This is a genomic window from Pseudomonas sp. W4I3 (assembly GCF_030816195.1).
GTDB lineage: Bacteria > Pseudomonadota > Gammaproteobacteria > Pseudomonadales > Pseudomonadaceae > Aquipseudomonas.
The window spans coordinates 1,195,067-1,218,729 of record NZ_JAUSXS010000001.1 but is presented as its reverse complement, the minus strand read 5'-3'; the positions used below and the strand labels follow the sequence as shown (position 1 = coordinate 1,218,729).

17 protein-coding genes are annotated in these 23,663 nt (G+C 61.8%); 2 read left to right on the top strand and 15 right to left on the bottom strand.

All coding sequences use genetic code 11. From position 1 onward, the window contains the following. Positions 1–139: 139 nt before the first annotated feature. Positions 140–1,945, bottom strand: coding sequence for a lipid A export permease/ATP-binding protein MsbA (msbA, locus tag QF045_RS05370; RefSeq protein ID WP_306491349.1), 1,806 nt, complete (start codon positions 1,943–1,945; stop codon positions 140–142). Positions 1,946–2,103: 158 nt separating this feature from the next. Between msbA and QF045_RS05365 the strand changes: the two genes are divergently transcribed. Then, complete coding sequence (locus tag QF045_RS05365) at positions 2,104–3,957, top strand: bifunctional O-antigen ligase/aminoglycoside phosphotransferase family protein (protein WP_306491348.1); 1,854 nt, start codon at positions 2,104–2,106, stop codon at positions 3,955–3,957. Between the two features lie 112 nt (positions 3,958–4,069). On the opposite strand, the gene QF045_RS05355 is transcribed toward QF045_RS05365, so the two are convergent. The 6 genes from QF045_RS05355 to QF045_RS05330 form a co-directional block, all read right to left on the bottom strand. Further along, a complete protein-coding gene (locus tag QF045_RS05355) occupies positions 4,070–4,951 on the bottom strand; it encodes a glycosyltransferase (RefSeq protein WP_306491347.1) in 882 nt (293 codons plus the stop codon). Continuing rightward, a complete protein-coding gene (locus QF045_RS05350; RefSeq protein ID WP_306491346.1) occupies positions 4,948–6,096 on the bottom strand; it encodes a glycosyltransferase family 4 protein in 1,149 nt (382 codons plus the stop codon). The genes QF045_RS05355 and QF045_RS05350 overlap by 4 nt, the downstream gene beginning before the upstream one ends. An 86-nt stretch (positions 6,097–6,182) precedes the next feature. Continuing rightward, positions 6,183–7,589 (bottom strand): PIG-L deacetylase family protein, encoded by a 1,407-nt coding sequence (locus tag QF045_RS05345; protein ID WP_306491345.1) that lies wholly within the window; start codon positions 7,587–7,589, stop codon positions 6,183–6,185. Continuing rightward, a complete protein-coding gene (locus tag QF045_RS05340; protein ID WP_306491344.1) occupies positions 7,586–8,482 on the bottom strand; it encodes a GNAT family N-acetyltransferase in 897 nt (298 codons plus the stop codon). The genes QF045_RS05345 and QF045_RS05340 overlap by 4 nt, the downstream gene beginning before the upstream one ends. After that, the gene (locus QF045_RS05335; protein WP_003187998.1) at positions 8,483–10,240 is read right to left on the bottom strand and encodes a carbamoyltransferase; all 1,758 of its coding nucleotides are present in this window, start codon (positions 10,238–10,240) and stop codon (positions 8,483–8,485) included. It abuts the gene before it with no gap. Positions 10,241–10,372: 132 nt separating this feature from the next. Further along, the gene (locus QF045_RS05330) at positions 10,373–10,708 is read right to left on the bottom strand and encodes a YceK/YidQ family lipoprotein (RefSeq protein ID WP_306491343.1); all 336 of its coding nucleotides are present in this window, start codon (positions 10,706–10,708) and stop codon (positions 10,373–10,375) included. Between the two features lie 207 nt (positions 10,709–10,915). Here QF045_RS05330 and QF045_RS05325 point away from each other — a divergent pair, with 207 nt between their 5' ends. Further along, the gene (locus tag QF045_RS05325) at positions 10,916–12,994 is read left to right on the top strand and encodes a TonB-dependent receptor (RefSeq protein ID WP_306491342.1); all 2,079 of its coding nucleotides are present in this window, start codon (positions 10,916–10,918) and stop codon (positions 12,992–12,994) included. 521 nt (positions 12,995–13,515) lie between these two features. On the opposite strand, the gene QF045_RS05320 is transcribed toward QF045_RS05325, so the two are convergent. The 8 genes from QF045_RS05320 to glnE are packed head-to-tail and all read right to left on the bottom strand — an operon-like array spanning position 13,516 to position 23,468. Beyond that, entirely contained in the window at positions 13,516–14,967 is a 1,452-nt protein-coding gene (locus QF045_RS05320; RefSeq protein ID WP_306491341.1) for a lipopolysaccharide kinase InaA family protein, read from the bottom strand. Further along, the gene (locus QF045_RS05315; protein WP_306491340.1) at positions 14,967–15,719 is read right to left on the bottom strand and encodes a lipopolysaccharide kinase InaA family protein; all 753 of its coding nucleotides are present in this window, start codon (positions 15,717–15,719) and stop codon (positions 14,967–14,969) included. Before QF045_RS05315 ends, QF045_RS05320 begins: the two co-directional genes overlap by 1 nt. Next, on the bottom strand, positions 15,716–16,450 hold the full coding sequence (locus QF045_RS05310; protein WP_306491339.1) for a lipopolysaccharide kinase InaA family protein: 735 nt from the start codon (positions 16,448–16,450) through the stop codon (positions 15,716–15,718). The genes QF045_RS05315 and QF045_RS05310 overlap by 4 nt, the downstream gene beginning before the upstream one ends. Next, positions 16,450–17,256, bottom strand: a complete 807-nt coding sequence (gene rfaP / locus QF045_RS05305; RefSeq protein WP_306491338.1) for a lipopolysaccharide core heptose(I) kinase RfaP — start codon at positions 17,254–17,256, stop codon at positions 16,450–16,452. The genes QF045_RS05310 and rfaP overlap by 1 nt, the downstream gene beginning before the upstream one ends. Beyond that, positions 17,253–18,377, bottom strand: coding sequence for a glycosyltransferase family 4 protein (locus QF045_RS05300; protein ID WP_306491337.1), 1,125 nt, complete (start codon positions 18,375–18,377; stop codon positions 17,253–17,255). The genes rfaP and QF045_RS05300 overlap by 4 nt, the downstream gene beginning before the upstream one ends. Then, positions 18,377–19,438 (bottom strand): lipopolysaccharide heptosyltransferase I, encoded by a 1,062-nt coding sequence (gene waaC / locus QF045_RS05295; protein ID WP_306491336.1) that lies wholly within the window; start codon positions 19,436–19,438, stop codon positions 18,377–18,379. Before waaC ends, QF045_RS05300 begins: the two co-directional genes overlap by 1 nt. Position 19,439: 1 nt before the next feature. Beyond that, positions 19,440–20,474, bottom strand: coding sequence for a lipopolysaccharide heptosyltransferase II (waaF, locus tag QF045_RS05290; protein WP_306491335.1), 1,035 nt, complete (start codon positions 20,472–20,474; stop codon positions 19,440–19,442). Positions 20,475–20,528: 54 nt separating this feature from the next. After that, positions 20,529–23,468: a bifunctional [glutamate--ammonia ligase]-adenylyl-L-tyrosine phosphorylase/[glutamate--ammonia-ligase] adenylyltransferase gene (gene glnE, locus QF045_RS05285; protein WP_306491334.1), complete on the bottom strand. Its 2,940-nt coding sequence runs from the start codon at positions 23,466–23,468 to the stop codon at positions 20,529–20,531. Positions 23,469–23,663 lie beyond the last annotated feature (195 nt).

The window sequence follows — 23,663 nt, the reverse complement described above, 5'->3', positions numbered from 1 at the left end:
GACGTCGAATCAAGCGCAGGGCAAATGTGGGAGGGGGCTTGCCCCCGATAGCGGTGTTTCAGCTAGCACTTCTGCAAGCTGACACTTCGCTATCGGGGGCAAGCCCCCTCCCACAGTAGATCTGGGTGCATATTTCAGATCAGGTGATATCGGCCAATACCGGTGCATCCAGGCCCATGGCATGCAGGCGGGCGTAATAGCCGTTCTGCGCCAACAGTTCGCCGTGGGTGCCACGCTCGACGATGCGCCCATCGTCCATCACCAGAATCATGTCTGCCTTTTCGATGGTGGACAAACGGTGCGCGATCACCAGTGTCGTGCGGCCCTGCATGACCTTGTCCAGTGCGGCCTGGATATGCCGCTCGGACTCAGTGTCGAGGGCCGAGGTGGCCTCGTCGAGAATCAACAGCGGCGCATTCTTGAGCAACGCACGGGCAATCGCCAGGCGCTGACGCTGGCCACCGGACAACAGCACGCCGTTCTCGCCGACCTGGGTATCGAAGCCCTTGGGCAACTGGTCGATGAAGTCCTTGGCGTTGGCATCCGCCGCTGCGGCCTCAACGTCTTCCCGTGGCGCACCGGCCAGGTCACCGTAGGCGATGTTATTGGTCACGGTGTCGCTGAACAGGGTCACGTGCTGGGTGACCTGGGCAATGTGCTTGCGCAGGTTAAGCAGCTTGTAGTCTTCGATCTCGACACCATCGAGCAGGATCTCACCGCTTTCATGGTGATAGAACCGCGGGATCAAGCTGGCCAACGTCGACTTGCCACTGCCCGAACGCCCCACCAGGGCGATCATCTGCCCAGGCTCGGCGGTAAAGCTGATGTCCTTAAGCACGTGGCGCTCGGTGCCGGGGTAGGTGAAGTTCAAATTGCGCACTTCCAGGCGGCCGCTGACCTTTTCACGCTCAAGGGTGCCGTGGTCGACCTCCACTTCTTCATCCAGCTGTTCGAAGATGCTTTCTGCACCGGCCACACCTTTCTGGATGGTCGAGCTGACTTCGGACAGTTGGCGGATCGGCTTGGGCAACAAACCGGCCAGGGTGATGTAGGCGACCATGTCACCGGCCGACGCATCACCGCGCAGGTACAGCACCAGGAACATCAGCACCGCCATCGCGGAGTAGATCACCAGTTGCAGCGCCGGGGTGTAGATCGCCCCGGTGCGGGTCATGCGCAGTTGCTTGTTGGTGTTGCTCTGGCTGGCCTTGAGAAAACGCTTCTCTTCATAGACCTCACCACCAAAGCTGCGCACCACGCGATAGCCCTGGATGGTTTCCGAGGCCACGTGGGTCACGTCGCCCATGGCCACCTGGATCTTCTTGCTCTGCTTGCGGAATTTCTTGCTGGCCGTGCTGACCATGACCGCGATCAACGGCAGGATGGCGATCATTACCAGCGTCAGGCGCCAGTTCATGAACAGCAGCGAGGCGAACAGGAAGATCACCGTCATGCCTTCGCGGATCACCACCTTGATGGCATCGGTTGCCGCGCCCGTGACCATGGTCACGTTGAAGGTGATGCGGGAAATCAGGTGACCGGAGTTGTGGTTGTCGAAGTAACGGTTAGGCAGCGTCAGCAGGTTGTTGAACAACTGCACGCGCAAATCGTGAACCAGACCCAGCGAGACCTTGGCCAGCAGGTAGTTGCCCAAAAATGAGCCCAGGCCCTGCCAGGCCGCGATCAGAATGATCAGCAGCGGCACCGCTTGCAGCAATTGCAGGTCGCGCAGGACAGGCACAGTCGGAAACAGCACAGCTTCCGGGTTGGAGAGGCCGTCGACGAAGTATTTGAGGATGTAACCCAGCATCGGTTGGGTCGACGCGAAAATCAGAAATCCAAGGATGCTCAACGCGAACAAGCCCATATAAGGCTTAACGTAACTGAGCAGGCGGAAGTATATTTTCAAGCTCGAAGGGCTTGCGCTCGGACTGGAGTCGGTCATATCACGCGGCGTTTTGAAAAAGGAGGCTGACTTTAGCACAGCTTCTCTGTTGTACTTGCACGCGGTGTAACCCGCAGCCCGGTTGGATCAGCCGGGCGACATTACATAGCCACTACCTTAAGATGGTCGGCTTTCTCTTTCTGGAATGGCTTTATCGTATGCACTCCAAGCGCCTTATCTATGGCTCAAATCGCGTTTTCGACTTCCTGGTCCTGTGGATTTTGCCTGTTGGCTTGCTGCTGCTCTTGAGTGCACTGTTCTTCGTCGGCAACCGTAATGTATTGCACCGGGTCTTCTACATCCTGTTCAGCGTGCCGACCTTGTTCCTGTTGTGCACGCGCCCCAGGGAACTCAGGGACCTGCTGCGCGAGCCTATCGCCCTCGCGTTCGTGGCATTCTCCGCCTGGGCCTTGACCAGTCTGCTCTGGAGCCCTGAGCACAGCACTGATACCGACCTGTTCAAACGCCCGCTGAATACCTTGATGCTGTTCGGCGGCTGCGGGCTGCTGCTGCATTACCGCAACGAGCTGTTCAAGCCGATCTTCTTCAGTGCCGCGGTGATCGCGCTGGCGGTGTGCGTGGGGAATCTGGTGGCGTTCGCCAAGGGATACCAACCCGGCATGCGCATGATCGGTGGCCTTGGCGCCCTCGATAACCCCCTGCTCAGTTCTCACCTGTTTGGCTTTTTCACGGTGTACTGGCTGTACGTGTGCATGACGACCCAGCGCCTGAAGGTGCTGTGGTTCAGCGTACCGGCTTTGGTGGTGATGACTATGACGGTTCTGGCAACTGGTTCACGTACGCCGTTGGTGGCGTTGACGCTGGCCACCCTGTGGCTGAGCTTCGTCAGCCGCAATCGCCGCGCAGCATTGCTTATAACGGGCATGGCCTTGGGCGCTGCAGGACTCTTACTGTTCTTCCCTGAACTGATCACCGAGCGCGGCAGCTCGTTCCGTCTTGAACTGTGGAGCATGTCACTGAAACTGATCGCCGATCACCCATGGATCGGGCACAGCTACGATTCCGATCTCTACCTGAGCCTTGGGTGGGGAGAAACTCTGCGCGAACCGCACAGCTTCGCCCTTGGCGTGCTCTATTACGTCGGCATCATCGGCTTCATTCCCTGGATATTCATGATCGGTTGGGCTCTGTACAAGAGCTTGCAGCAACGCGCACAGCCGCTGTTTATCCTGGCATCGTCCCTGCTGGCCTATGGCATCGGCGCCGGCCTTACCGAAGGCGGTGGCATCCTGTCGCGGCCCAAGGAGCACTGGTTCCTGCTGTGGATCCCACTGGCAATCATCACGGGTCTGAGCATCGCCCAGCGCCACCGCAGCCTGCTGCGCATGCCTGTGCAATTGATCAAGCCCAGGGCGCTCGACGAGCTATGCAGCAATGCCCATGTGATTGAAGCCGATGGCCTGGGGCCAAAAGTCCTGCGCCTGCAAGACGGCAGCTTCCTCAAGCTGTTCCGCCCACGCCGTTGGTACACCTCTGGCAGCTTCAACCCATACTCCGAGCGCTTTGCCAGCAACAGCGAGCAGTTGCGTACCCTGGGCATCCCGACGCCGGAAATCCTTGCGCTCTATGGTCTGCCCGATGCCAGCAGCGCCGTGGCCTACACGCCCCTGCCCGGCCTGACATTGCGCCAGGCCCTGCAAAGCCTGGACAGCAGCCTGCGCGAATCGCTGGTCGAGCGTTTTGGTCGGTTCATGGCGCAACTGCATGAGCGTGGCGTGTACTTCCGCTCGCTGCACCTGGGCAACGTGTTGCTGATGGACGATGGTGAGTTCGGCCTGATTGACGTCGCTGATTTGCGCATTTATCCGTCGCCCCTGCGCTACGCGTTGCGCCAGCGTAATCTGCGCCACATGCAACGCTATCCGCAGGACCGCAACTGGCTGTTCGAAACCCACTTCGAGCAGTTGGTAAAAGGCTACGCAACAGTGGCCAGCCCAACGGCCACCGCGAAGGTCCGCGAGCAGGTACAAAGCCTGGCCTTTGGGAAATAAGCACCTGTAGGAGCGAGCTTGCTCGCGAAGGTCGTCAACGATAACGCGGGCATTCAGACTGCCCGCAGAGTCCTTGAGTTTTTCGCGAGCAAGCTCGCTCCTACATGGTGTTTCAGCTTTTCAGCGGCAAAAGGTAAAGCCGCACCAGGCCACGCAAGGTTTTGCGGCCCCAGAACTTCAGCGGGATCTGCTTGAGAATCTCACGTGCCAACGGCCGGTCGCGCTGGGCGGTCTTTAGGAACATCGAGTTCAGAAAGTTGTAGCGCACCGCGTCATAGGCCGGGTGGTCGCTGAACTTGGCGTAGGTCTTGAGGATGTTCTGGATCATGTAGCGGTGGTTCTTGTAGGTGTTACTGCCGTGCTGCCGATATTGGGCCATCACCACATCAAGGGCGTCGATGGTGTAGCCCGCCGCCGTGATCTTCAGCTGGATCAGCAGATCTTCCAGGGGAATCTGCGGGTCGAAACCGCCGACTTCCTCCAGCACGTCACGGCGAATCAGCATGGTGGGCGCTGGTGGGAACGGCTTGCGGTCCATGAACATGTCATCAAAATCGAGGCTGCGAAACGGCACATCACGGCGTTGCTTCTTCTCCGGATGCAGGTGGCCATCGCCATCGATCAGCTCAATGTTGCCGGCGCACATCCCCACCTTCGGCTTGCCCTCCATGTACGCCACCTGAGTGGCGATACGGTCCGGCAGCATGATGTCATCCGAGCCGAACGGCGCGATCAGGCTGCCCTTGGCGCGAGCGATCGCACCATTGAGGGTAGCGCTGAGGCCCTGGTTCTGTTGCACCTGAAAATCGAAACCGTGTTCGGCCTGCAAGCGCCGGATGCGCTCGACGCTGTCATCCTTGGACCCATCGTCCACCACCAGCAGCTCGATGTTGGGGTAGGTCTGCCCCAACACACTCAGGATGCTCTGCTCGATGTACTGGGCGTGGTTATAGGAAGCGATGATCACCGAGACCAGGGGTTGTTGCTGATTCATGCTCTACCTACTTCGCGCAAGCCGGTTTCAATCAGGGTCAGGTACTTGTGCTTGAACTCATCAAGCGTGTGGTTGGCTTCCAGATAGCGGAACACCTCTTCACCCTTGGCGCGCAATTGCTCGTCGCTCAGTGCCAGATAGGTATCCAGCGCCTCGGCCAACTGCTCGACATTGCCTGGGTCGTGGGACAAGCCGCCAGCGCCCTGCACCAACGGCAGCATCGCCGGGCCGTTGGACGCGATCACCGGCAAGTGGCCGCTCATGCCTTCCAGCAGCGCAAGGCCCAGGCCTTCGAACAGCGAAGGCATGGTCCAGATGTCGAAGCCGCGCACGAACTTCATGCCGTCTTCGCGAAAACCCAGCAAGTGCGCACGGCCGGTCAGGCCCAGGCGCTCGATGTCGGCACGCAGATCGGCTTCGGCACGCCCGGAACCAATGATGCCCACGTGTGCCTCTGGGTATTTGTCCTTGAGGGTGGCGAAGGCCCGCAGCAAATGGGTGTGGCCCTTGATTGGCACCAGACGGCCCAGAGCGCCAATCATCCGCGCGTCCATCGGCAGGCCCAAGGCTTTGCGGGCGTCCTCGCGGGACAGCTGCAACGCCTCGGCTTGAGGAATATCAATCGCGTTGGTCACGTAGGTGGTGTTCTCACGGGTGAAGCCGCAGCTGAGGTCTACCAGGTAGTCCTTCACCGCTTCCGACACGCCGACAAAACGCCATGCCGGGCTGACCCAGCGCTGGGTCTGGCGCCGACGGTAACCACGGGCGTACTCGCCGAAACCATGGGAGATGCCGATGCACAGCGGGATTTTCAGCCAGCGATTGAGCGACAGCATCATGTTCACCGATTTGAAGCGGTTACAGATGACCACATCGAACTTCTGCTCGCGGCAATATTTGTAGATCTGCCACATGGCGCCAAAGCGGATGCCCTTGAGGGACTTCTCCGGCAACTCGAAATAGTGCGAGTGCTCGGCCACGCTCAAGGGCTGGCCAGGCTGCGGACGCCCACTGAGAAAACCGGAGGTCACCTCGAAACGCTCAACCGGCAGGGATTTGACGATCTGCTCACCCAGGTCGGCGAAGTCATGGGTCTTGACGTTGTAGTCCGGCTGTAACTGCAAAACCTTGAAACGCGGCTTCATAACTCTCCATGCAGCGATCTGGCTACGGGCGCGCGGCCCGGTAAAAAGGAGCGACAGGCCCATGCCGGCCCGCCTTCGATAGGGTCTCAGTCCTGCTTAAGGACCCACAACAGCTCGTGACGACGCACGGCCTTGCGAAAGAATTCGTTCTCGCCATAAGGCGACGGGCGACGGCCCGCCAGCACCTGCTGCAACCACCTGCGCACGCGACGCTTGAACGGCGCGCGCGGCTGCAGGTCGTGCATCATGCCCAGGGCCATGGCCTTGTCCTGTTGCTGGCGCAGGGTGAGGCTAAAACTGCACGGAACCAGCGCCACGACCGAATCGAAACGCGGCGGCAGCGCCACCCCGGCCCCGGAATCGCCCATTGGCCAGCGGTCGTTATCATGCAGGTGATTGGCATAGCCGAGCAATGTATCGGGCTGCCACGCCAGGCCCTGGAGCGCTTCAAGCACCGCTGCATGGGCGCAGATGTGGTCGGCGTGGGGGTCGAGCAGCGGCGTGGGCAACACGATCACCTGCGGCTGGGCCTTGAGCAGCAGGGCGCGCAGGTCGGCGATCAAGTTGTGCCAGGTCGGCGCACCGTCCACATCCCCAGGCAACGCAAAGCCGTTGAATTGACGGAACAGCCGCGTATCGGCCAAATCGGCTTCACGCGAGGCTTGAGGCTGATCCGGCGCGGCCTGCATCGCCTGCAGCTGCATGCAAAAATACCCCAACTGCACACACTGAGACTCAGGCACACCGGCCCAACGCGGCACGGCAACACTGTCCCAGGCACGCAGGCGGCCTTTAAGCCGTGCCGCCTCAGCCTTGGGCAAGCCCATGTGCTGGTAATGCTCGGCTTCGATTTCGCCAGCGGTCAGGGTCACAATCCAGCTTTGCGTCGCCTGGCTGTAAAGGCTGAACGCGGCCAGCTCGGCATCGTCGGCGTGGGGGGCGATCACCATGACGCGCTGCTGGCGATAGTCCGGATGGCGCCAGCGCCACAGCGTCGGCTGCCCCTTGATCCGGCAGAACCGCCCACGCAACCTGATTTGACCCGCAGCCAAGGCTTCAGCGGCGCCGGTCAGGTTGAGGTAGCGCCGCCCGGCGACACCCCGCTCGAAGGCCTGCCGGTCCGGTGCGTCCAGGCCCAGCACATCCAGCGTCGGGTCAAGGAAACGCCCCAGCCAGGTGCTTTTCAACTCGACGCCCACGATCAGCGTTTCATCGGCCGCCAGCGGCGCATCCAGCAGCAGCAGCCCGGCCTCCAGGCGCAAGCCAGGCTGCTCGCTGCCTGCGGGAAACGCATAGGCGTAGCTGTCTTTGGCCGAGTAGAACAGGTGATCGGCAAACCAGGCCTCATGGGCCGCCCACAGCAGCACCGCCAGGGCCAACGCCAGCCACCAGGCCACCAGCACGCCGCTGGCGACCAGCACCAGCAGGCCAATCAGAAGGGCGATGCGCTTGTTGCGCCGATGGCGCTTGAGCAACTGCTGTTTGCGGCTCATACGCTGAACACCGGCACCGGGTTGCACCAGCGCTCCTTGTATTCGCGGTCGGCACGCCCGAAGGAAAAGCGCAGCGACTTGTCGGCCGCGCGCGCCTGCTCCCAGGCACTCTGGGTATTGAGAAAACTCAGCACGCTGCCAGGGCTGAACGCGTGGGTTTCGGGGTCGACACCGCCGTTGACGTATTCGGCGCTGAACCAGTCGCGGGACTGCACCTGGTACACCAACTGCACGGCAATCGGGGCGTCATTGAGAAACAGCACCGAGCCGAACAGGAACTCCTTAAGCAACTCCAGCACCTCAGCCAGGCGCGCCGCCCCAGCGGCTGGAAATCCCCAGCGACGCTGGAACAGGTCGCAATAGATCGCCGCCAGTTCCACGCTGGAAAACTCGCTGACCGCCCGTACCACGCCGCCCGCTTCTTCCAGCAAACGCAATTCACGCCGCTGGTTGTAGCGAAACTTCTTCGACAGTTCTTCCGGGGTGCGCGCCATGGCCAGTTGCTCGGCCTGGGGCTTGAGGGTGCTGACGCGCCCTTCGTTCAGCGCCGACAGGTAACGCCCACGGTGGCGCAGCGGCACCTGCGCATCGGCGGCGATCGGCAGGATGATCTCGGCATTGCCCAGGTCAAACAGACCTTTCTTGCCGGTGCGCTTGAGCACGTCCTTGGACAGGGCCAGGTCGCGCCCCCAGGTGGCAATCGCCCCCTTGAGTTCGCCGTCCTGCTCCCATCCAAGGTAGCGCGCCGGAAGCTGCGCCAGGCCGGCCAACCGCTCGATGACCTGCGGATGGGTCGCCACACTGCCGCCATAACGCTGCCAGGCCTGGGCGTAAACCTCGGCCTCGACAGGCGTCCAGCCGCGTTCACGCCAGCCCCGCAAGCGGTTCAGCATTTAAACCACGGCGTCATAGGGGTCGACGCCATCCTTGACCACCAGGATGTCTTCCATGATCAGGTACTGCAGGTCGGAGCCGAAGAACATGTTCAGCGCGTCGGTCGGCGAGCAAATCATCGCTTCGCCACGACGGTTGAGCGAGGTGTTCAGCGACACGCCGTTACCGGTCAGGACTTCCAGCTCTTTCATCATGTCGTAGTAGCGCGGGTTGTATTCGCGCTTGAGCACCTGGGCACGGGAGGTACCGTCTTCATGCACCACCTCCGGCACGCGGGTCTTCCATTCTTCCGACACTTCAAAGGTAAAGGTCATGAACGGCGCCGGGTGATCGACCTTGATCATCTGCGGGGCCACGGTGTCGAGCATCGACGGGCAGAAAGGCCTCCAGCGCTCGCGGAACTTGATCTGGTGGTTGATACGGTCGGCCACGCCGGTGGCGCTAGGGCAACCGATGATCGAACGACCGCCCAAGGCACGCGGGCCAAACTCCATGCGGCCCTGGAACCAGGCCACGGGGTTGCCGTCGACCATGATCTTGGCGATGCGCTTGGGCATGTTTTCGATCTTGCGCCAGTTCGGCTTGCTCTCGTGTTTGGCGCACGCTGCGATGACGTCTTCGTTGCTGTAGGACGGGCCGAGATAGACGTGCTCCATCTTCTCCACCGGCACACCACGGGCGTGGGAAACATAGGCGGCCGCACCCACGGCAGTGCCCGCATCGCCGGATGCCGGCTGCACGAACAGCTCTTTCACGTCATCGCGGGCAATGATCTTCTGGTTCAGCTTGACGTTCAGCGCACAGCCGCCGGCGAAGGCCAGCTTGCCGGTGTCCTTGAGGATGTCGCCCAGGTAATGGTCGATCATCTGCAAGGCCAGCTTCTCGAACAGTGCCTGCATGCTGGCCGCGTAGTGGATGTACGGCTCGTCGGCAATGTCGCCTTCGCGCTTGGGGCCCAGCCACTCGATCAGTTTTGGCGAGAAGTAGAAACCCTTGCCCTTTTCCTTGTAGCGACGCAGGCCGATGACGTTGGCGTAATCGGTGTTGATCACCAACTCGCCGTTTTCAAAGGAGGCCAGGCGCGAGAAGTCGTACTTGCTGGCATCGCCGTAAGGCGCCATGCCCATGACCTTGAACTCACCGTCGAGCATCTCGAAACCGAGGAACTCGGTGATCGCGCCGTACAGGCCGCCCAGGGAGTCCGGATCGTAGAATTCCTTGATCTTGTGGATCTTGCCGTTTTCGCCGTAGCCGAAGAACGTGGTGGCGTACTCACCTTTGCCGTCGATGCCCAGGATCGCGGTCTTCTCCTGGAAGCCCGAGCAGTGGTAGGCACTGGAGGCGTGGGCCAGGTGGTGTTCAACCGGTTCGATCTTGATTTTCTTCGGATCGAAGCCCAGTTGCTCCAGGCACCAGACGATCTTGTTGCGATAGCGCTTGTAGCGGCGGTTGCCCATCAGGATCGCGTCGAGGGCGCGGTCCGGGGCGTACCAGTAACGCTTGGCATAGTGCCAGCGCGCTTCGCCGAACAGGCTGATCGGAGCGAACGGAATCGCCACCACGTCAACGTCGGACGGCTTGATGCCGGCTTGCTCCAGGCAGAACTTCGCCGACTCGTAAGGCATGCGGTTCTTTGCATGTTTGTCGCGTACGAAGCGCTCTTCTTCGGCGGCCGCGATCAGCTTGCCGTCGATATACAGGGCCGCGGAAGGATCATGGCTAAGGGCGCCGGACAGGCCAAGAATCGTCAATGCCACTGGGGTCTAGCCTCTTTTAGTCTGCATGCAGGCGGGTCGCGCCTGAAAAAAGTGTGCTTCCCGCCCGGGCGGGAAACAGCTAAAGGGCGGGATTATAGCTTAAAAGCAGTGGGAAGCTGTTAGCGACAAGGGCTAGCGAAGCTCAAGGCTACCGTCGGCGCTTTGCCGGTAGAGGGTGTAGGGCAGGACGAGCGTATCCAGGGCACCGGAGACGGGTATGTCGAGAACGGCCCACGGAATGCCGTTCAGCGAGAGACCGCCTGCGGAATTGGGCGGCCCATGCAGCACACACAAGTCATACGCCACGCCGCTGTAGATTCGTGAAACAGACTGGCAATAGGTTTTCTTGCCCCTGAGTTCTCGAACCGTGACTTCATCACCGCGCAGCAGGGTGGTCGTGGTACCGCAGCCGCCCATCATCAAAGCTATTCCCAGCAACACCGATAACCGCACGACAAGGGTCCGCATATTTGCTTCTTCTTTCTGATTGAGAGAATCGAAAGCTAACACCACAGAGCACGCCGACTCAGGTTTCCACAGCCGTTGCCTAGCGTAGGAAACCTCCCATTCAGCCCAACGGCAAGGAACTCGGCAATTGCGCGGGTGAATCGTTAAACTTGCGCGTATTTGCACCCGCGCAACTGACTTGCGTGGCGCCACGGACCTGACCTTTTCATGAACGTCTCTACCCCCGCTTGCCTCGCCCTGCTCCTGGGCCTGATCAATACCGCCCAGGCCGAGGATGCCCCGCTGATCCTCGACCCCAGCGTGGTCACCGGCTCGCGCAGCGCCAGCCCGACCTTTGACCTTCCGTACTCGGTTGACGGCATCAGCCGTGAACAGATCAGCGACGGCCAACTCGGCATCAATGCCTCCGAAGCGCTGTCCCGCGTGCCCGGCCTGGTGGTGCAGAACCGTCAGAACTACGCGCAGGACCTGCAGATTTCCTCCCGTGGCTTCGGTGCCCGTTCAGCCTTCGGCGTGCGTGGCATCAAGCTGATTGCCGACGGCATTCCCGCCAGCACCCCGGACGGTCAGGGCCAGGCGGCGACGTTCAACCTCGATACCGCAGAACGCATGGAAGTACTGCGCGGCCCGGCGGCGACACTGTATGGCAGCAACGCCGGCGGGGTGATCCAGATGTTCTCCCGCGACGGCGAAGGCCCGCCGCGCATCGGTGCCGAAACCCTGGTCGGCAGCGACGGCCTGAATAAAAACCACCTCACCGCCGAAGGCGCGGCCAACGGTGCCGGCTTCGTGCTCGACGCTTCGCGCATGGACACCGATGGCTACCGCGACCACAGCAGCGCACGCCGCGACCAGACCTTCGCCAAGCTCAACCTCGAGCCGGATGACGACAGCAAGCTGGCGTTGATCTACAGCAGCCTGGAGCAGAATGGCACGCAGGATCCGCTCGGCCAGACCTGGGCGGCGTACAAGGCTGACCCACGCTCGGTGAGCGCCAACGCGCTGACCTACAACACGCGCAAAAGTATCGATCATCAGCAAGTGGGCATGAATTACGAACGCTATTTTGGCGGGGCGACCTTGCAGGTGAATGCTTATACCGGTCGGCGAAGTGTGATTCAGTACTTGTCGATCCCCAGGGGCACACCGGCGAATGAACGTGGAGGTGGCGTGGTGCAATTCGATCGCAAGTTCTACGGCGGCAGTGTGCGCTGGATGCAGCCCATCGACAGCGCGCCGGGCGAGTTGATGATCATCACAGGCCTGGACTTCGACCAGAGCGAAGACAGCCGCCACGGCTATCAGAACTACAGCGGCAACACCCTGGGGGTAAAGGGCGAGTTACGCCGCGACGAAATCGACACCGCTCGCAGTCTCGACCCGTACATTCAGGCCAACTGGGCATTGGATCGCTGGACCCTGCAAGCCGGCATTCGACACAGCACCATGCAGATGGACGTCGACGATCAATTCCTGAGCAATGGCGACGCCAGCGGCAACAAGACCTACCAGAAAAACACCCCATCGATGAGCGTGATGTACGCGTTTACGCCCGACCTGCACGGTTACGTCAGTGCCGGCAAAGGCTTCGAAACCCCCACCCAGGCCGAGCTGGCTTATGCACCGGGTAACGTCGAGGGTTTCAACTTTGGCTTGAAGCCGTCTGAAAGCACCCAATACGAAATCGGCTTGAAGGCTCAGCTGGGCAATACCCGCGTCAACGCCGCCGTGTTCCAGATCACCACTGAAGACGAACTGGTGGTGCAGCAATCCATCGGCGGCCGCACCAGCTACCAGAACGCCGGCCGAACCTTGCGTCGCGGCTTCGAACTGGGCCTGGAAAGTCAGCTCAGCGATCACTGGAGTACCAGCCTCGCCTATACCCGCCTGCAAGCGACCTACGACAGCGATTTTGCCAGTGGTGCGAACACCATCGACAAGGGCAACTACCTGCCCGGCGTCCCGCAAACCACGCTGTTTACCGAGCTGAACTGGAAACCGCGCGACTGGGTCAGTACCGCCATCGAAGGTATGTACCGCAGCAAGGTCTACGTCGAAGACACCAATCGCCAACAGGCCGCACCGGGCTACAGCGTCTTCAACTGGCGTGCGCGGTTCGAGCAGAAGGTGGAGCACTGGACCTTCCACCAGACCTTGCGCCTGGACAACCTGCTGGACCGCCAGTACGTGGGTTCGGTGATCGTGGGGGACGGCAATGGTCGCTACTACGAAGCGGCGCCGGGGCGGTCGTGGTACGCGGGGGCCGGAGCGCAGTATCAGTTCTAATGTGGGAGGGGCTTGCCCCCGATGAGCATAGGTATCTACACAACTTTGTAGCAGCCTACGGTAACCACGATGCGAAGCGAGCCGCTCTTGATCTTGCTCTTGATCTTAGGCGCCCCGTTAAACCACGCTGGCCGCAATTCGACAGTGATTTGGGGGGTAAACCGGCAGGGATGCCGGTTTAGCCGCCCCGCGCCATGGATGGCGCGTGGCGGCGGCCCTCCAAATCAATGTCGGATTACGGGCACACCGAGCGTGAGCGAGGTGCCGAGTGGTTGGGGCAGGAGCCCTTTTGGTTACTTTTGGGGCTCTTTTCCAAAAGTGACCCGCCGTAAGGGCGGAACCCTAAGCCGCCGTTACCGCAGCAACGGATATGTACTCGCTCTGATCCAACATCATTGTCGGCTTTTAGGCCGCCATCGGGGGCAAGCCCCCTCCCACACTGACTGTGTTCACACCTTCAGATGTGTAAATACCGTCAAATGTGGGAGGGGGCTTGCCCCCGACAGGGCCGAAGGCCCGCTTCAACCGGCGGCGCTAACCTCCTTGGGCAAACGCTGATCAATCAGTCGATACAGCGCACTGTCTTGCGGCCAATTACGCATGAACCGCGCACGGTCCTTGGCATAGGCCGTAGCGAAGCTGGCGACAGAGGTGTGTTGGCACATGGCGTCCAGGTCGATCATCGCCCAGCGGCCTTCGCTCCAGAACAGGTTGTGGCCCTTGAAGTCACCATGGCTGATGCGCTCGCGAATCAACTCGGCGAACAAGTGGTCCAGCGCCAGCAGTTCAGCTTCAGGCGCATCGCCACGTTCAACATACGGCGCAAAGCGCTCGATAATGTCCGGCCCCGGCAAGTACTCAGTGACCAGGTACGCACGGCTGCGCAACCACAAAAAACGCTTCTCCAGCACCGCCAACGGCTTGGGCGTGGCAATGCCGAGGAACGCCAGGCGGTTGCCTTCGCGCCAGGAATGCCAGGCACGGCTGGGGCGCCAGAAGCGCTTGAGCCAATGGGCAAAGCCTTTGATGTTGTAGCGCTTGATCACCAGCGGCCGGCCGCCTACCTCGACCTTCGCCACACTCGCCGCGCCACCGGTCTTGTACAGATGGCCCTGGTCGAGCAGCGCATCTGCCTGCTCCAGCACCGGCAGCATGGCCGCCTCTTCCTCACGACGAATCGCGCGCAGGCCGAAGGCACCACGCACCACGCTGAATAACGTGCAGTCGCGACCGACCTTGCTCAGGTAGTCCTTCAAACGCCAGGCGCTGACTTTGCGCACCTGTTTTTCCAGAGCCTCCAGGGGCAAGGCATGTTCGCCGTTGGCCAGCAGGTAGTGCACCAGCAATTCTTCGGTAAACGGCTCAAGGTTTTTCGGCAGTTGGGCAAAGAACACCCCGAGGTTTTCCAGCACGCGAGTGCGCGACAACGGCTTGCCCGCGACTTCAACCCGAATCCCGGCGCCATCGATCAAATACAGTTTGCCGCCCTGGCTCAGCAGGTTGTCCAAGTGCAGGTCTTCCTGCCACAACCCTTTGGCATGCATCTGCGCAATCGCGCCCAGCGCTTCGGCGAGCACGGCGGTTTGTTCGTCGGCCAACGGCGGCAAGCCTTCGACCGCGAGCCAGGCGTCGGCCAGGCTGTGGGCGCCCTCCAGAAATTCGAACAGCAGCCAGCCGCCCTCGCCTTCCTGCAAGCCGTCGGCCAGCAGCAGCGGCGTGGTCAGGCCCTGCGCGGCCAGCAGGCGCACACCGCTGAGCTCACGCTGAAAATGCCGCGCCGCCTTGCTGCCCACCAGCAACTTGGCCAGCACCGGGCGCCCACGCCATACCGCGGCGCCGACGTAGCGCTGGCCCGGCAACACCCGCAGCAGGCTGAGCAGTTGCAATTGCCCCGGGCCTGCCGCATCCGCCAGGTCGAGGGTCAACGGCAGGCTGGGTGTACGACCGGCCTTTTTCAGCTCGGACAAACGCATCAGCGGTTCTCCTTGTGGCTGCGGCGCGCCGTCAGGCGCTGGTACCAGGTGGACACCAGCGCACTGTCTTCGGGCTGCTCAAGGTAAGCCGCCAACAGCTGTCGCACTTGGACATCCGTCCATTGCGGGGCCCGGCGCAGCAGGGGTTCCAGGTCCTTGACCCGGTCACGCCAGCCGAACAGCAACGGCCGGGTCTTTTCCAGGTCGATCAATTGCGCGGCATAACCGTCACCGCGAGTCTGCAGGAAAATATGCTTGGGGTAAAAGCAGCCGTGCACTTGGCCGACGCTGTGCAAATGGCGCGCAAGCTTACCGCAGGCGATCAGGATCGCGTGTTGCTGCGCGTCGCTCAACTGCGACCATTGCTCCAGCAATGAATCCAGGTCATTCCAGCCGTCCAGGGCACGGGTCAGCAGCATGGCGCGGCGCTCGCCCGCCACCTTGCGCTCGCCGAAAAACGCCGCCTGCAAGGCCGGGATGCCCAGCTTTCGGTACAGGCTGATATTGCGAAACTCGCGAGCAAAACTCGGTTCGCCAAACGGCCGGTGCAAGGTGCGCGTCAGGTAGTTGCTCTGGCGCTTGAGGTAGTAACCCTGACCTTCAAGTTCCAGGCGATACACGCTGCTCCAACCATCGCCACTGGTGTTCGGCTCATCCACTGCATCCAGTTGCTTGGCCCACAGCGAGTCGAAGGTAGCCAGGCCGTTGCGCTCAAGCAAAGCGCGGTCTTCGGCTGCCAGGAAGTCACTCATTCGCGTCCCTCGAAAAACTTCACCACGTGGCGAATTCGTTGTTTGTCCGATGCCGTCAGGTGCGTGCGCTGGCGGTATTGCAGGTAGAAACGCAGGCGCTGGGTGGCTGACAGATGATATTTGGCGACCTTGTCCAGGCAGGCCAGGTCTTTGGTGATGCGGTACTTGAGCCAGAAACCGCGCCAGAAATCGCCGTTGGGGCAGTCGATCAGATACAGGGTGCGCTGGTCATCGACCAGCAGGTTGCGCCACTTCAAGTCGTTATGGGTGAAGCGGTGATCGTGCATGGTGCGCGTGTATTCGGCGAGCTGACGGCTGATACCGTCGACCCAACGAGGGTCTTTCAGGCGCGGGTCATTACGCTCGGCCAATACCGACAAATCTTCAGTCTTGGGCAATTCCCGGGTGATCATTGCACCCCGGTCATAGGCCAGGCCCTTGCGGTCCAGGCCCCAGGCCACCACATCGGCGGTGGGGATGCCCCATTTGGCGAAGCGCTTGAGGTTCTGCCATTCGGACTTCACCCGTGGCTTGCCCAGGTAGCGCCGCAGCCCTTTGCCCGCGCCGATGTAGCGTTTGACGTAATAATTGACTCCGCCCCGCTCTACCCGGATCACTTCCGACAACGGGTCGCGGGTCAGACGCTCGCCTTGCAGGGCAAACACCGCTTCCAGGCTTCCAAAGTCATCCGCGAGGGCGGCGTAAGCAGGTTCCAGAATCCAACCCGCCATCAGAGCGCATCCCCGTAGCGTTGCTTGCGCGCATAGAGCTTGGCGGCCATGCGCTCCAGTTCGCGCAGCAGAGCGGTTTGCTCTGCCAGGATCTGGCGCAGCGGCTGCTTGAAGTAATGCTTGAGAAAACGCAGCTTGTCGCGCTGGGTCAGGCCGATTTCCAGGGCAGAGTAATACAGCCCGGCCAGGTCTTTGTTGCGCCAGCGCACGGGGATCGTCGCACGCACCTGGGCACGGTGCAGGTCGATCACCGACAGCTTGAGCGTGTCGACCGTAATCGGCCGGTCGGTATGCAGCAGGAAGTGGCACAGGTAGCAATCACGATGATTGACGCCGCCACGGTGCATCGCACCGACGGTATTGGCCAACTCGACGGTCAACGCATGCTTGATCGCCGGCACTGGCGGTTGCTTGGCCCAATCGAGGGTCAAGTCTTCCAGGCTGACGATCGGCGTCAGCTCCTGAGTGATGATGAACGAATGCTGGTCGGCCGGGTTGCTGCCTTTTTCGCCAAAGGCCACGGCGGTCATGGTCGGCACGCCGAGTTCCTGCAAGCGTTGGATAGCCCGCCACTCCTGGCCCGCACCCAGCACCGGCAATTTGGCGGTGACCAGGTTCTTGAGGATTTCGCCCCAGCCGATGCCACGGTGGATCTTCACAAAATAGGGTTCGCCCTGCACCACCGTACGCAACGTACGGCGAGCGGCCAACTCGCGGAACACCTGGCCTTGCAGCTTCTCGACCTCGGCGAACGCATCGCGTCCGGCCCAGAGGGTCTTGAAGGGTTCGGCAAGAATCAACTTCATCGGTTCGGCTCCGCCAGAATCAGGTCCGCAGCGTACTGCGGCATGCTAAACAGGTCGGCCGTCTCAGCGAAGGCCAGACCATTGCGACTCCAGGTCGCGCGCGCGTGTGGATCCTCAAGCATATCCACCAGGTACTGGTTGAGCTGGGCCTGCTCGAACGGCTCGTCCAACACCCGGCCGCTCTGGGCCTTGTCGATGTAAAACGCGTAGCCGCAGACCTGGCTCACCAGTACCGGGAGGCCGGCGACCACCGCTTCGACCAGCACCATGCCGGCGGCCTCGTTGTAGGCAGGGTGAATCAGCAGGTCCGCACCCAGCAGGAAACGCGGGATATCGTTGCGGCCCTTGAAGAACTGCACCTGGTCGCCCAGGCCCAGCGCGGCACTCTGCAATTGGAATACTTTGGGGTCGTCCTGGCCAATTACAAACAGCCGAGTCCGTTTCTTCAGTTTGGATGGCAGCGCGGCCACGGCCTTGAGGCTGCGGTCGACGCCCTTGGTCTTGAAGCCCGAACCGATCTGCACCAGCAGCAAGTCATCCTCGGCCAGACCGAATTCACGACGAAACTCCGCGCGGATGTCGGCGGCGTTCGGCGGTGCGCGCCGGTCACGGGCGATGCCCGGCGGCAGCAGGTGAAAGCGCTCGGGTTGGGTGCCGTAGTACTGGCTGAACAGCTGCTGCTGGCGCTCGGACAGCACCATGATCCGGGTCTTGGCGTTCTTGTCGAACACCGCGCGCTCGTATTCGGCAAAGTGCTTGTAACGCCCGAACCAGCGGTACATCGGGTTGCGCAGGGTCTGGGCCTTGTCCTCGAACACGCCGTCGGCGGCGAAGTACAGGTCCAGCCCGGGCATCTTGTTGAAACCCACCACGCGGTCCACCGGGCGCTTGGCCAGGTCGGCCTGGATCCAGGCGTAGAGCTTTTCGTTGCGACGATGGTTGACCAGCGCCTTCACCGGCGCCACCAGCACTTCGAAGCCGGGCGGAATATCGCCCTCCCAGATCAAGGTGTACACACGGATTGCATGACCGCGCTGCTGGCACTCCAGGGCGATGCGCATGAAGTCGCGCTGCAGGCCACCGAAGGGAAAGTATTTGTACAGTACGAAAGCCAGTTGCATCAGTGCTGCTCCTCAGCCAGTAACAACGCGCTCAGTCGGCTGGCGACGCGCTCGGGATTCAGGCGCGTGAAGCACAGCGGCGACTCGCGCTTGACGTCGAAGCGCCGCAGGTCATCGGCGGTGGGTTGATAGGTGCAGTGTTTTTGCAGGCACGGCGCACACGGCCAATCGCTGGCCAAGTGGACCTGGCCTTTGCCGTAGGCACCGGTAAGGCCCGGATTGGTCGGCCCGAACAGCGAAATGGTCGGCACATCCAGCGCAGCCGCCAGGTGGCCGAGGCCGGTATCCACCGCCACGCAGGCGCGGGCACCGGCCAATACACGGGCCACGCCGGCCAGGTTCAGCTTTGGCAGCACTTCGGCGTTGGACAAGCCTTGCGCCAGGCGCTCGGCGCGGGCTTTTTCGTCGGCGTTGCCCCACGGCAGTTTCACATCCACGCCCAGGCGGCCCATGCGTTCGGCCAGTTCGCGCCAGTAGACTTCGGGCCAGTGCTTGGTGTCCCAGGTCGTGCCGTGCAGCAGCAGCACGAAAGGCTTCTTCGGCGGCAGGCCCAGCAGTTTCTCGACGCTCAGGCCGTAGTCGCCCAGCCCTTTGGGCAGGTCGTAACCCAGTGCCACGGCAAACAGTTGGCGCAACCGTTCCACCGCATGCTGCCCACGGGCCACGGCCAGGCGCCGGGAATAGAAGCGCGCCGCCAGGGGCTCGCGCGCCGAGGTCTTGTCGAACCCGGCGACCGGCGCCCGCACGTAACGGGTCAGCCAGGCACTTTTGAGCAGGCCCTGGGCGTCGATTACCAGGTCGTACTTGGTCGACTGCACAGCCTGTTTGAAACGCCGCCACTCGCCGCTCTTGATGGTTTGCCAGAGGTTCTTGCGCCAGCGACGAATCGCCACCGGGATCACCTTGTCCACCGCCGGGTGCCAGGTCGGGATTTCGGCGAAGCCTTCTTCCACCACCCAATCGAAACGGATGCCGGGGATCGCCCGCGCCGCGTCGGTGAGTGCCGGCAAGGCGTGAATCACGTCGCCCAGGGATGAGGTCTTGATTACCAGTACCCGCAACTCAGTGAACCTCGACCACGTCGCCCTGCAACCGCTGCACGGCATCGGTTACCGGCTGCGGCAGTAATTGGCGCAGGCAGTTGTAATGGCCGAAACGGCAGGTGCGGTCAAAACAGGGGCTGCACTCAATGCCCAGGCGCACCACTTCCACCTGATCGGCCAGGGGTGGGGTGAAACCTGGGGACGTCGAGCCGTACACCGCCACCAACGGACGGTTCAGCGCGGCGGCGACGTGCATTAAACCTGAGTCGTTGGACACCACCGCGTCGGCGCATGACAGCAAGTCGATGGCCTCGGCCAGGGACGTCTCGCCACTGAGGTTCACCGCTTCTTCGCGCAGGCCAGGAATCAGGCGCTGGCGAATATCTTCACCCACCGAGTGATCGTTTTTCGAGCCAAACAGCCACACCTGCCAGCCTTCGCGGATCTTGGTCTCGGCGACTTTGGCGTAGTGCTCCGACGGCCAGCGCTTGGATTCGCCGAATTCGGCGCCCGGGCACAGCGCCAATACCGGGCGGTCCAGGGTCAGGTCGAACTTGGCCAACGCCGCCTCGCGGGTCAGCGGGTCGATCTGCAAACTGGGGCGCGGGTACGGCGTCGGCAGCTCGGCGCCGGGCTCATAAGCCAGGGCCATGAAGCGCTCGATCATCAGCGGGTAGCGCGCCTTGTCCAGGGTGCGTACATCGTTGAGCAGCACGTAACGAAACTCGCCGCGCCAGCCGGTACGCTTGGGAATACCGGCAAAAAACGGCACCAGCGCCGACTTCAGCGAGTTGGGCAGCAGGATCGCCTGGTCGTACTGGCCAGCCATGGCTTTGCCGATGCGACGGCGGGTCGCCAATTCCAGCGCGCCGTGGCCGAGCGGAAAGCTCAAGGCCTTGCGCACTTGTGGCATGCGCTCAAGGATCGGCCGGCTCCACTCAGGGGCAAGCACGTCGATCTGGCAGTCTGGATAGCGCAGCCGCAGGCACTGGAACAGTGTCTGGGCCATCACCATGTCACCGACCCAACTGGGCCCAACGATCAGAATATTCATGTAGTTTCCACAAACGATGCGGGGAGGCTTATGCCTCCCCGCCCTAATAGTGTTTCAGCTCAAACCCAGCGCCTGCCAGATTCGCATCACCTGACGCCGTTCGTCGGCGAACTGGTCCCCGGCCACCGTACCCGCCTCGTTCTGCAAGGCTTGGCGGTGTGCGGCGGAGCGGTACGCCTTATACACCTCACGCAACAAATGGGCATCGGCGGCGGGCATCAGCCCGACCTGCTCCAGACCCTCCAGAATGCGGATATTGTCGGTATAGCGCAGCAACGATGGATGTTGCGCAGACCACGCCAAAGCCGCGTATTGCACCATAAATTCAATATCGACGATACCTCCGGCGTCCTGCTTGAGGTCGAACAGCGCCGTGGCTTCGAAGGCATTGGCGCCCATACCGGCCGCTGTGCTCTTGGTCCCCAGGTTGTCACGCATCTTGGCGCGCATCTCGCTGACCTCTTGGCGCAGCTTGGTCAAGTCCCGTTCACGTCCCAATACTCTAGCGCGCACCTGCTCGAACGCATGGCCCACATCCTGGCTGCCGACCAACACGCGTGCGCGAATCAGCGCCTGATGTTCCCAGGTCCAGGCTTCATTTTGCTGATAGCGGTCGAACGCGCCCAGCGAACTCACCAGCAAGCCGGACGCACCTGAAGGTCGCAGGCGCATGTCCACTTCATACAACTGGCCCGAGTTGGTCTGGGTGGTCAGCAAGTGAATGATGCGCTGGCCCAGACGCGTGAAGAACTGCGCACCGTCGATCGGCTTGGCGCCGTCGGTCTCGGCGTGCGGGTCGCCATCGTGGATAAACACCAGGTCCAGGTCCGAACCATGCCCCAGTTCGATCCCGCCGACTTTCCCATAACCGACAATAATGAACCCAGGATCGCACAGGCTGCCATCCGGCCGTTGCGGCGAACCGTAACGGGCAACGGTCTGACGCCAGGCCAGGGCCAGCACCTGTTCGAGAATGGCTTCGGCCAGCCAGGTGAGGTAGTCGCTGACTTTCATCAACGGCAGGCTGCCGGCGATTTCCGACGCGGCTACGCGCAGGCGGTGCGCCAACTTGAAATGGCGCAGGGCTTCCATTTGCTGCTCCAGGTCGTCTTCCGGGATACGCGTGAGGCGCTCGCGCAACTCGGCAGCCAGCTCCGGCGCCAACGGTGGCTTGAACAGCCGCCCTTCGTTGAGCAGTTCATCGAGCAACAGCGGAAAGCGCGTGATCTGCTCGGCGATCCACGGGCTCGCGGCGCAGAGGGTCAGCAGACGGCGCAGGGCGTCAGGGTTTTCGGTGAGCAGCACCAGGTACGCCGAACGGCGGGCGACGGCCTCGACCAGCGGCAATACGCGCTCCAGCACCAGGTCCGGGTTGGCGTGCTCGACCGCCTGGGCCAGCAAGCGTGGAATAAACGCATCCAGCCGCTCGCGACCCAGACGCTGCATGGCGCGCAGTTGCGGGCTGCCGCGCAGGCCAGCCAGGGCTTTGAGGGCCTTGGGCGCATCGGTAAACCCGCCTTCGCTCAGCTGGCGGCAAGCGGCGTCGTCATCCTGGGATTCTTCCCACAGCGGCAACCATTCCCCGCCGACGACCAGTTCGCTTTCTTCGCCTTCCTCTTCATCGGGATCGGCAATCACCTGACGGAAGTGCCAGTCCACCCGACCCCGCCAATACATCAGGCGCTCGTGGAACGCGGCCCAATCGGCAAAACCCAGCATAAAGGCAATACGCGCCTGATCTTCCGGGGTGTCCGGGAGCATTTGGGTCTGGCGGTCGGCGATCGCCTGGATCGCGTGTTCGGTGTAGCGCAAAAACTCGTAGCCATTGCGCAACTCGCTGATCACGACGGCCGGCAAATAGCCCTGGCCTTCCAGCGTGCCGAGTACTTTCAATAGAGGACGTTGCTGCAGGCTCAGATCACGCCCGCCGTGGATCAGCTGAAACGCCTGGGCGATGAACTCCACCTCGCGAATACCACCCGAACCCAGCTTGATATTGTCGGCCATGCCCTTGCGTCGCACTTCCTGCTGAATCAACTGCTTCATGGTGCGCAGCGCTTCGATGGCGGAGAAGTCCAGGTAACGGCGGTAGACGAACGGGCGCAGCATGTCGAGCAATTGCGCGCCGGCCACTTGGTCACCGGCGACGACGCGAGCCTTGATCATGGCGTAACGTTCCCAGTCGCGCCCCTGGTCCTGGTAGTACTGCTCCAGCGCGTTGAAGCTCAGCACCAGCGCGCCGGCCGATCCGTAGGGGCGCAGGCGCATGTCGACACGGAAAACGAAACCGTCGACCGTCATCGGGTCGAGAGCCTTGATCAATTTTTGACCAAGACGAATGAAAAATTCCTGGTTATCCAGCGAGCGCTTGACCCCCACTGTCTCGCCGCCTTCGGGGTAGGCGAAGATCAGGTCGATGTCCGACGACAGGTTCAGCTCCACCGCACCGAGCTTGCCCATGCCGAGGATCACCATGTGCTGCGCCTCACCGCTGCGCCGCCCGGTCGGCGTGCCGAACTGCACGCAATGGCGCTGGTACAGCCACTGGTAGGCCTGGTCGATGCAGGCGTCGGCCATGTCGGACAGGTCGCGGCAGGTTTGCACCAAATCGGCCTGGCGGGTCAGGTCGCGCCAGATGATGCGCACCTGCTGGCGCGTACGCTGGCGGCGCAGCATGCGGCCCATGTCGTCTTCCGTTTCGGCTTGCTGCACGGCACCGGCGATCTGCCTGCACAACTCATCCGGCGCAAAGCCTCGGTCCAGCTCGCCCCAGGCCACCAGTTCAAGCAACATCAAAGGGTCACGAACGCTCTGTTCAATCACGAAATCACTGGCGGCGCACACCCGCGCGAAGTCGGCCCACCGTTGCGGCGTCCACTCAGAAAGGCCATGATCGTCATCCAGCGCGGCCACGGCGTCACGAAATGACTGCTCGGCCCGGCTGGCGTAAGGCAGGAGAATGGCCGGTAGTTCGGCCAGCACTGGAAGGCTCATGGTCTATCCTTTATCGGCGGGTAAATGGCGTGTAGTTGTGAACCCAGGAGCCATGCTCGATGAAGGACTGTCGAACAAAAGTTAGAAATAGCTGAAATTAAATTAATCTTGGCAGGCAACATCAAACTTTCACCTTTTCTTGTTCGCAATAGACCAACAATAACGATTATGCTCACCAGCCAGACCGAGCCATAC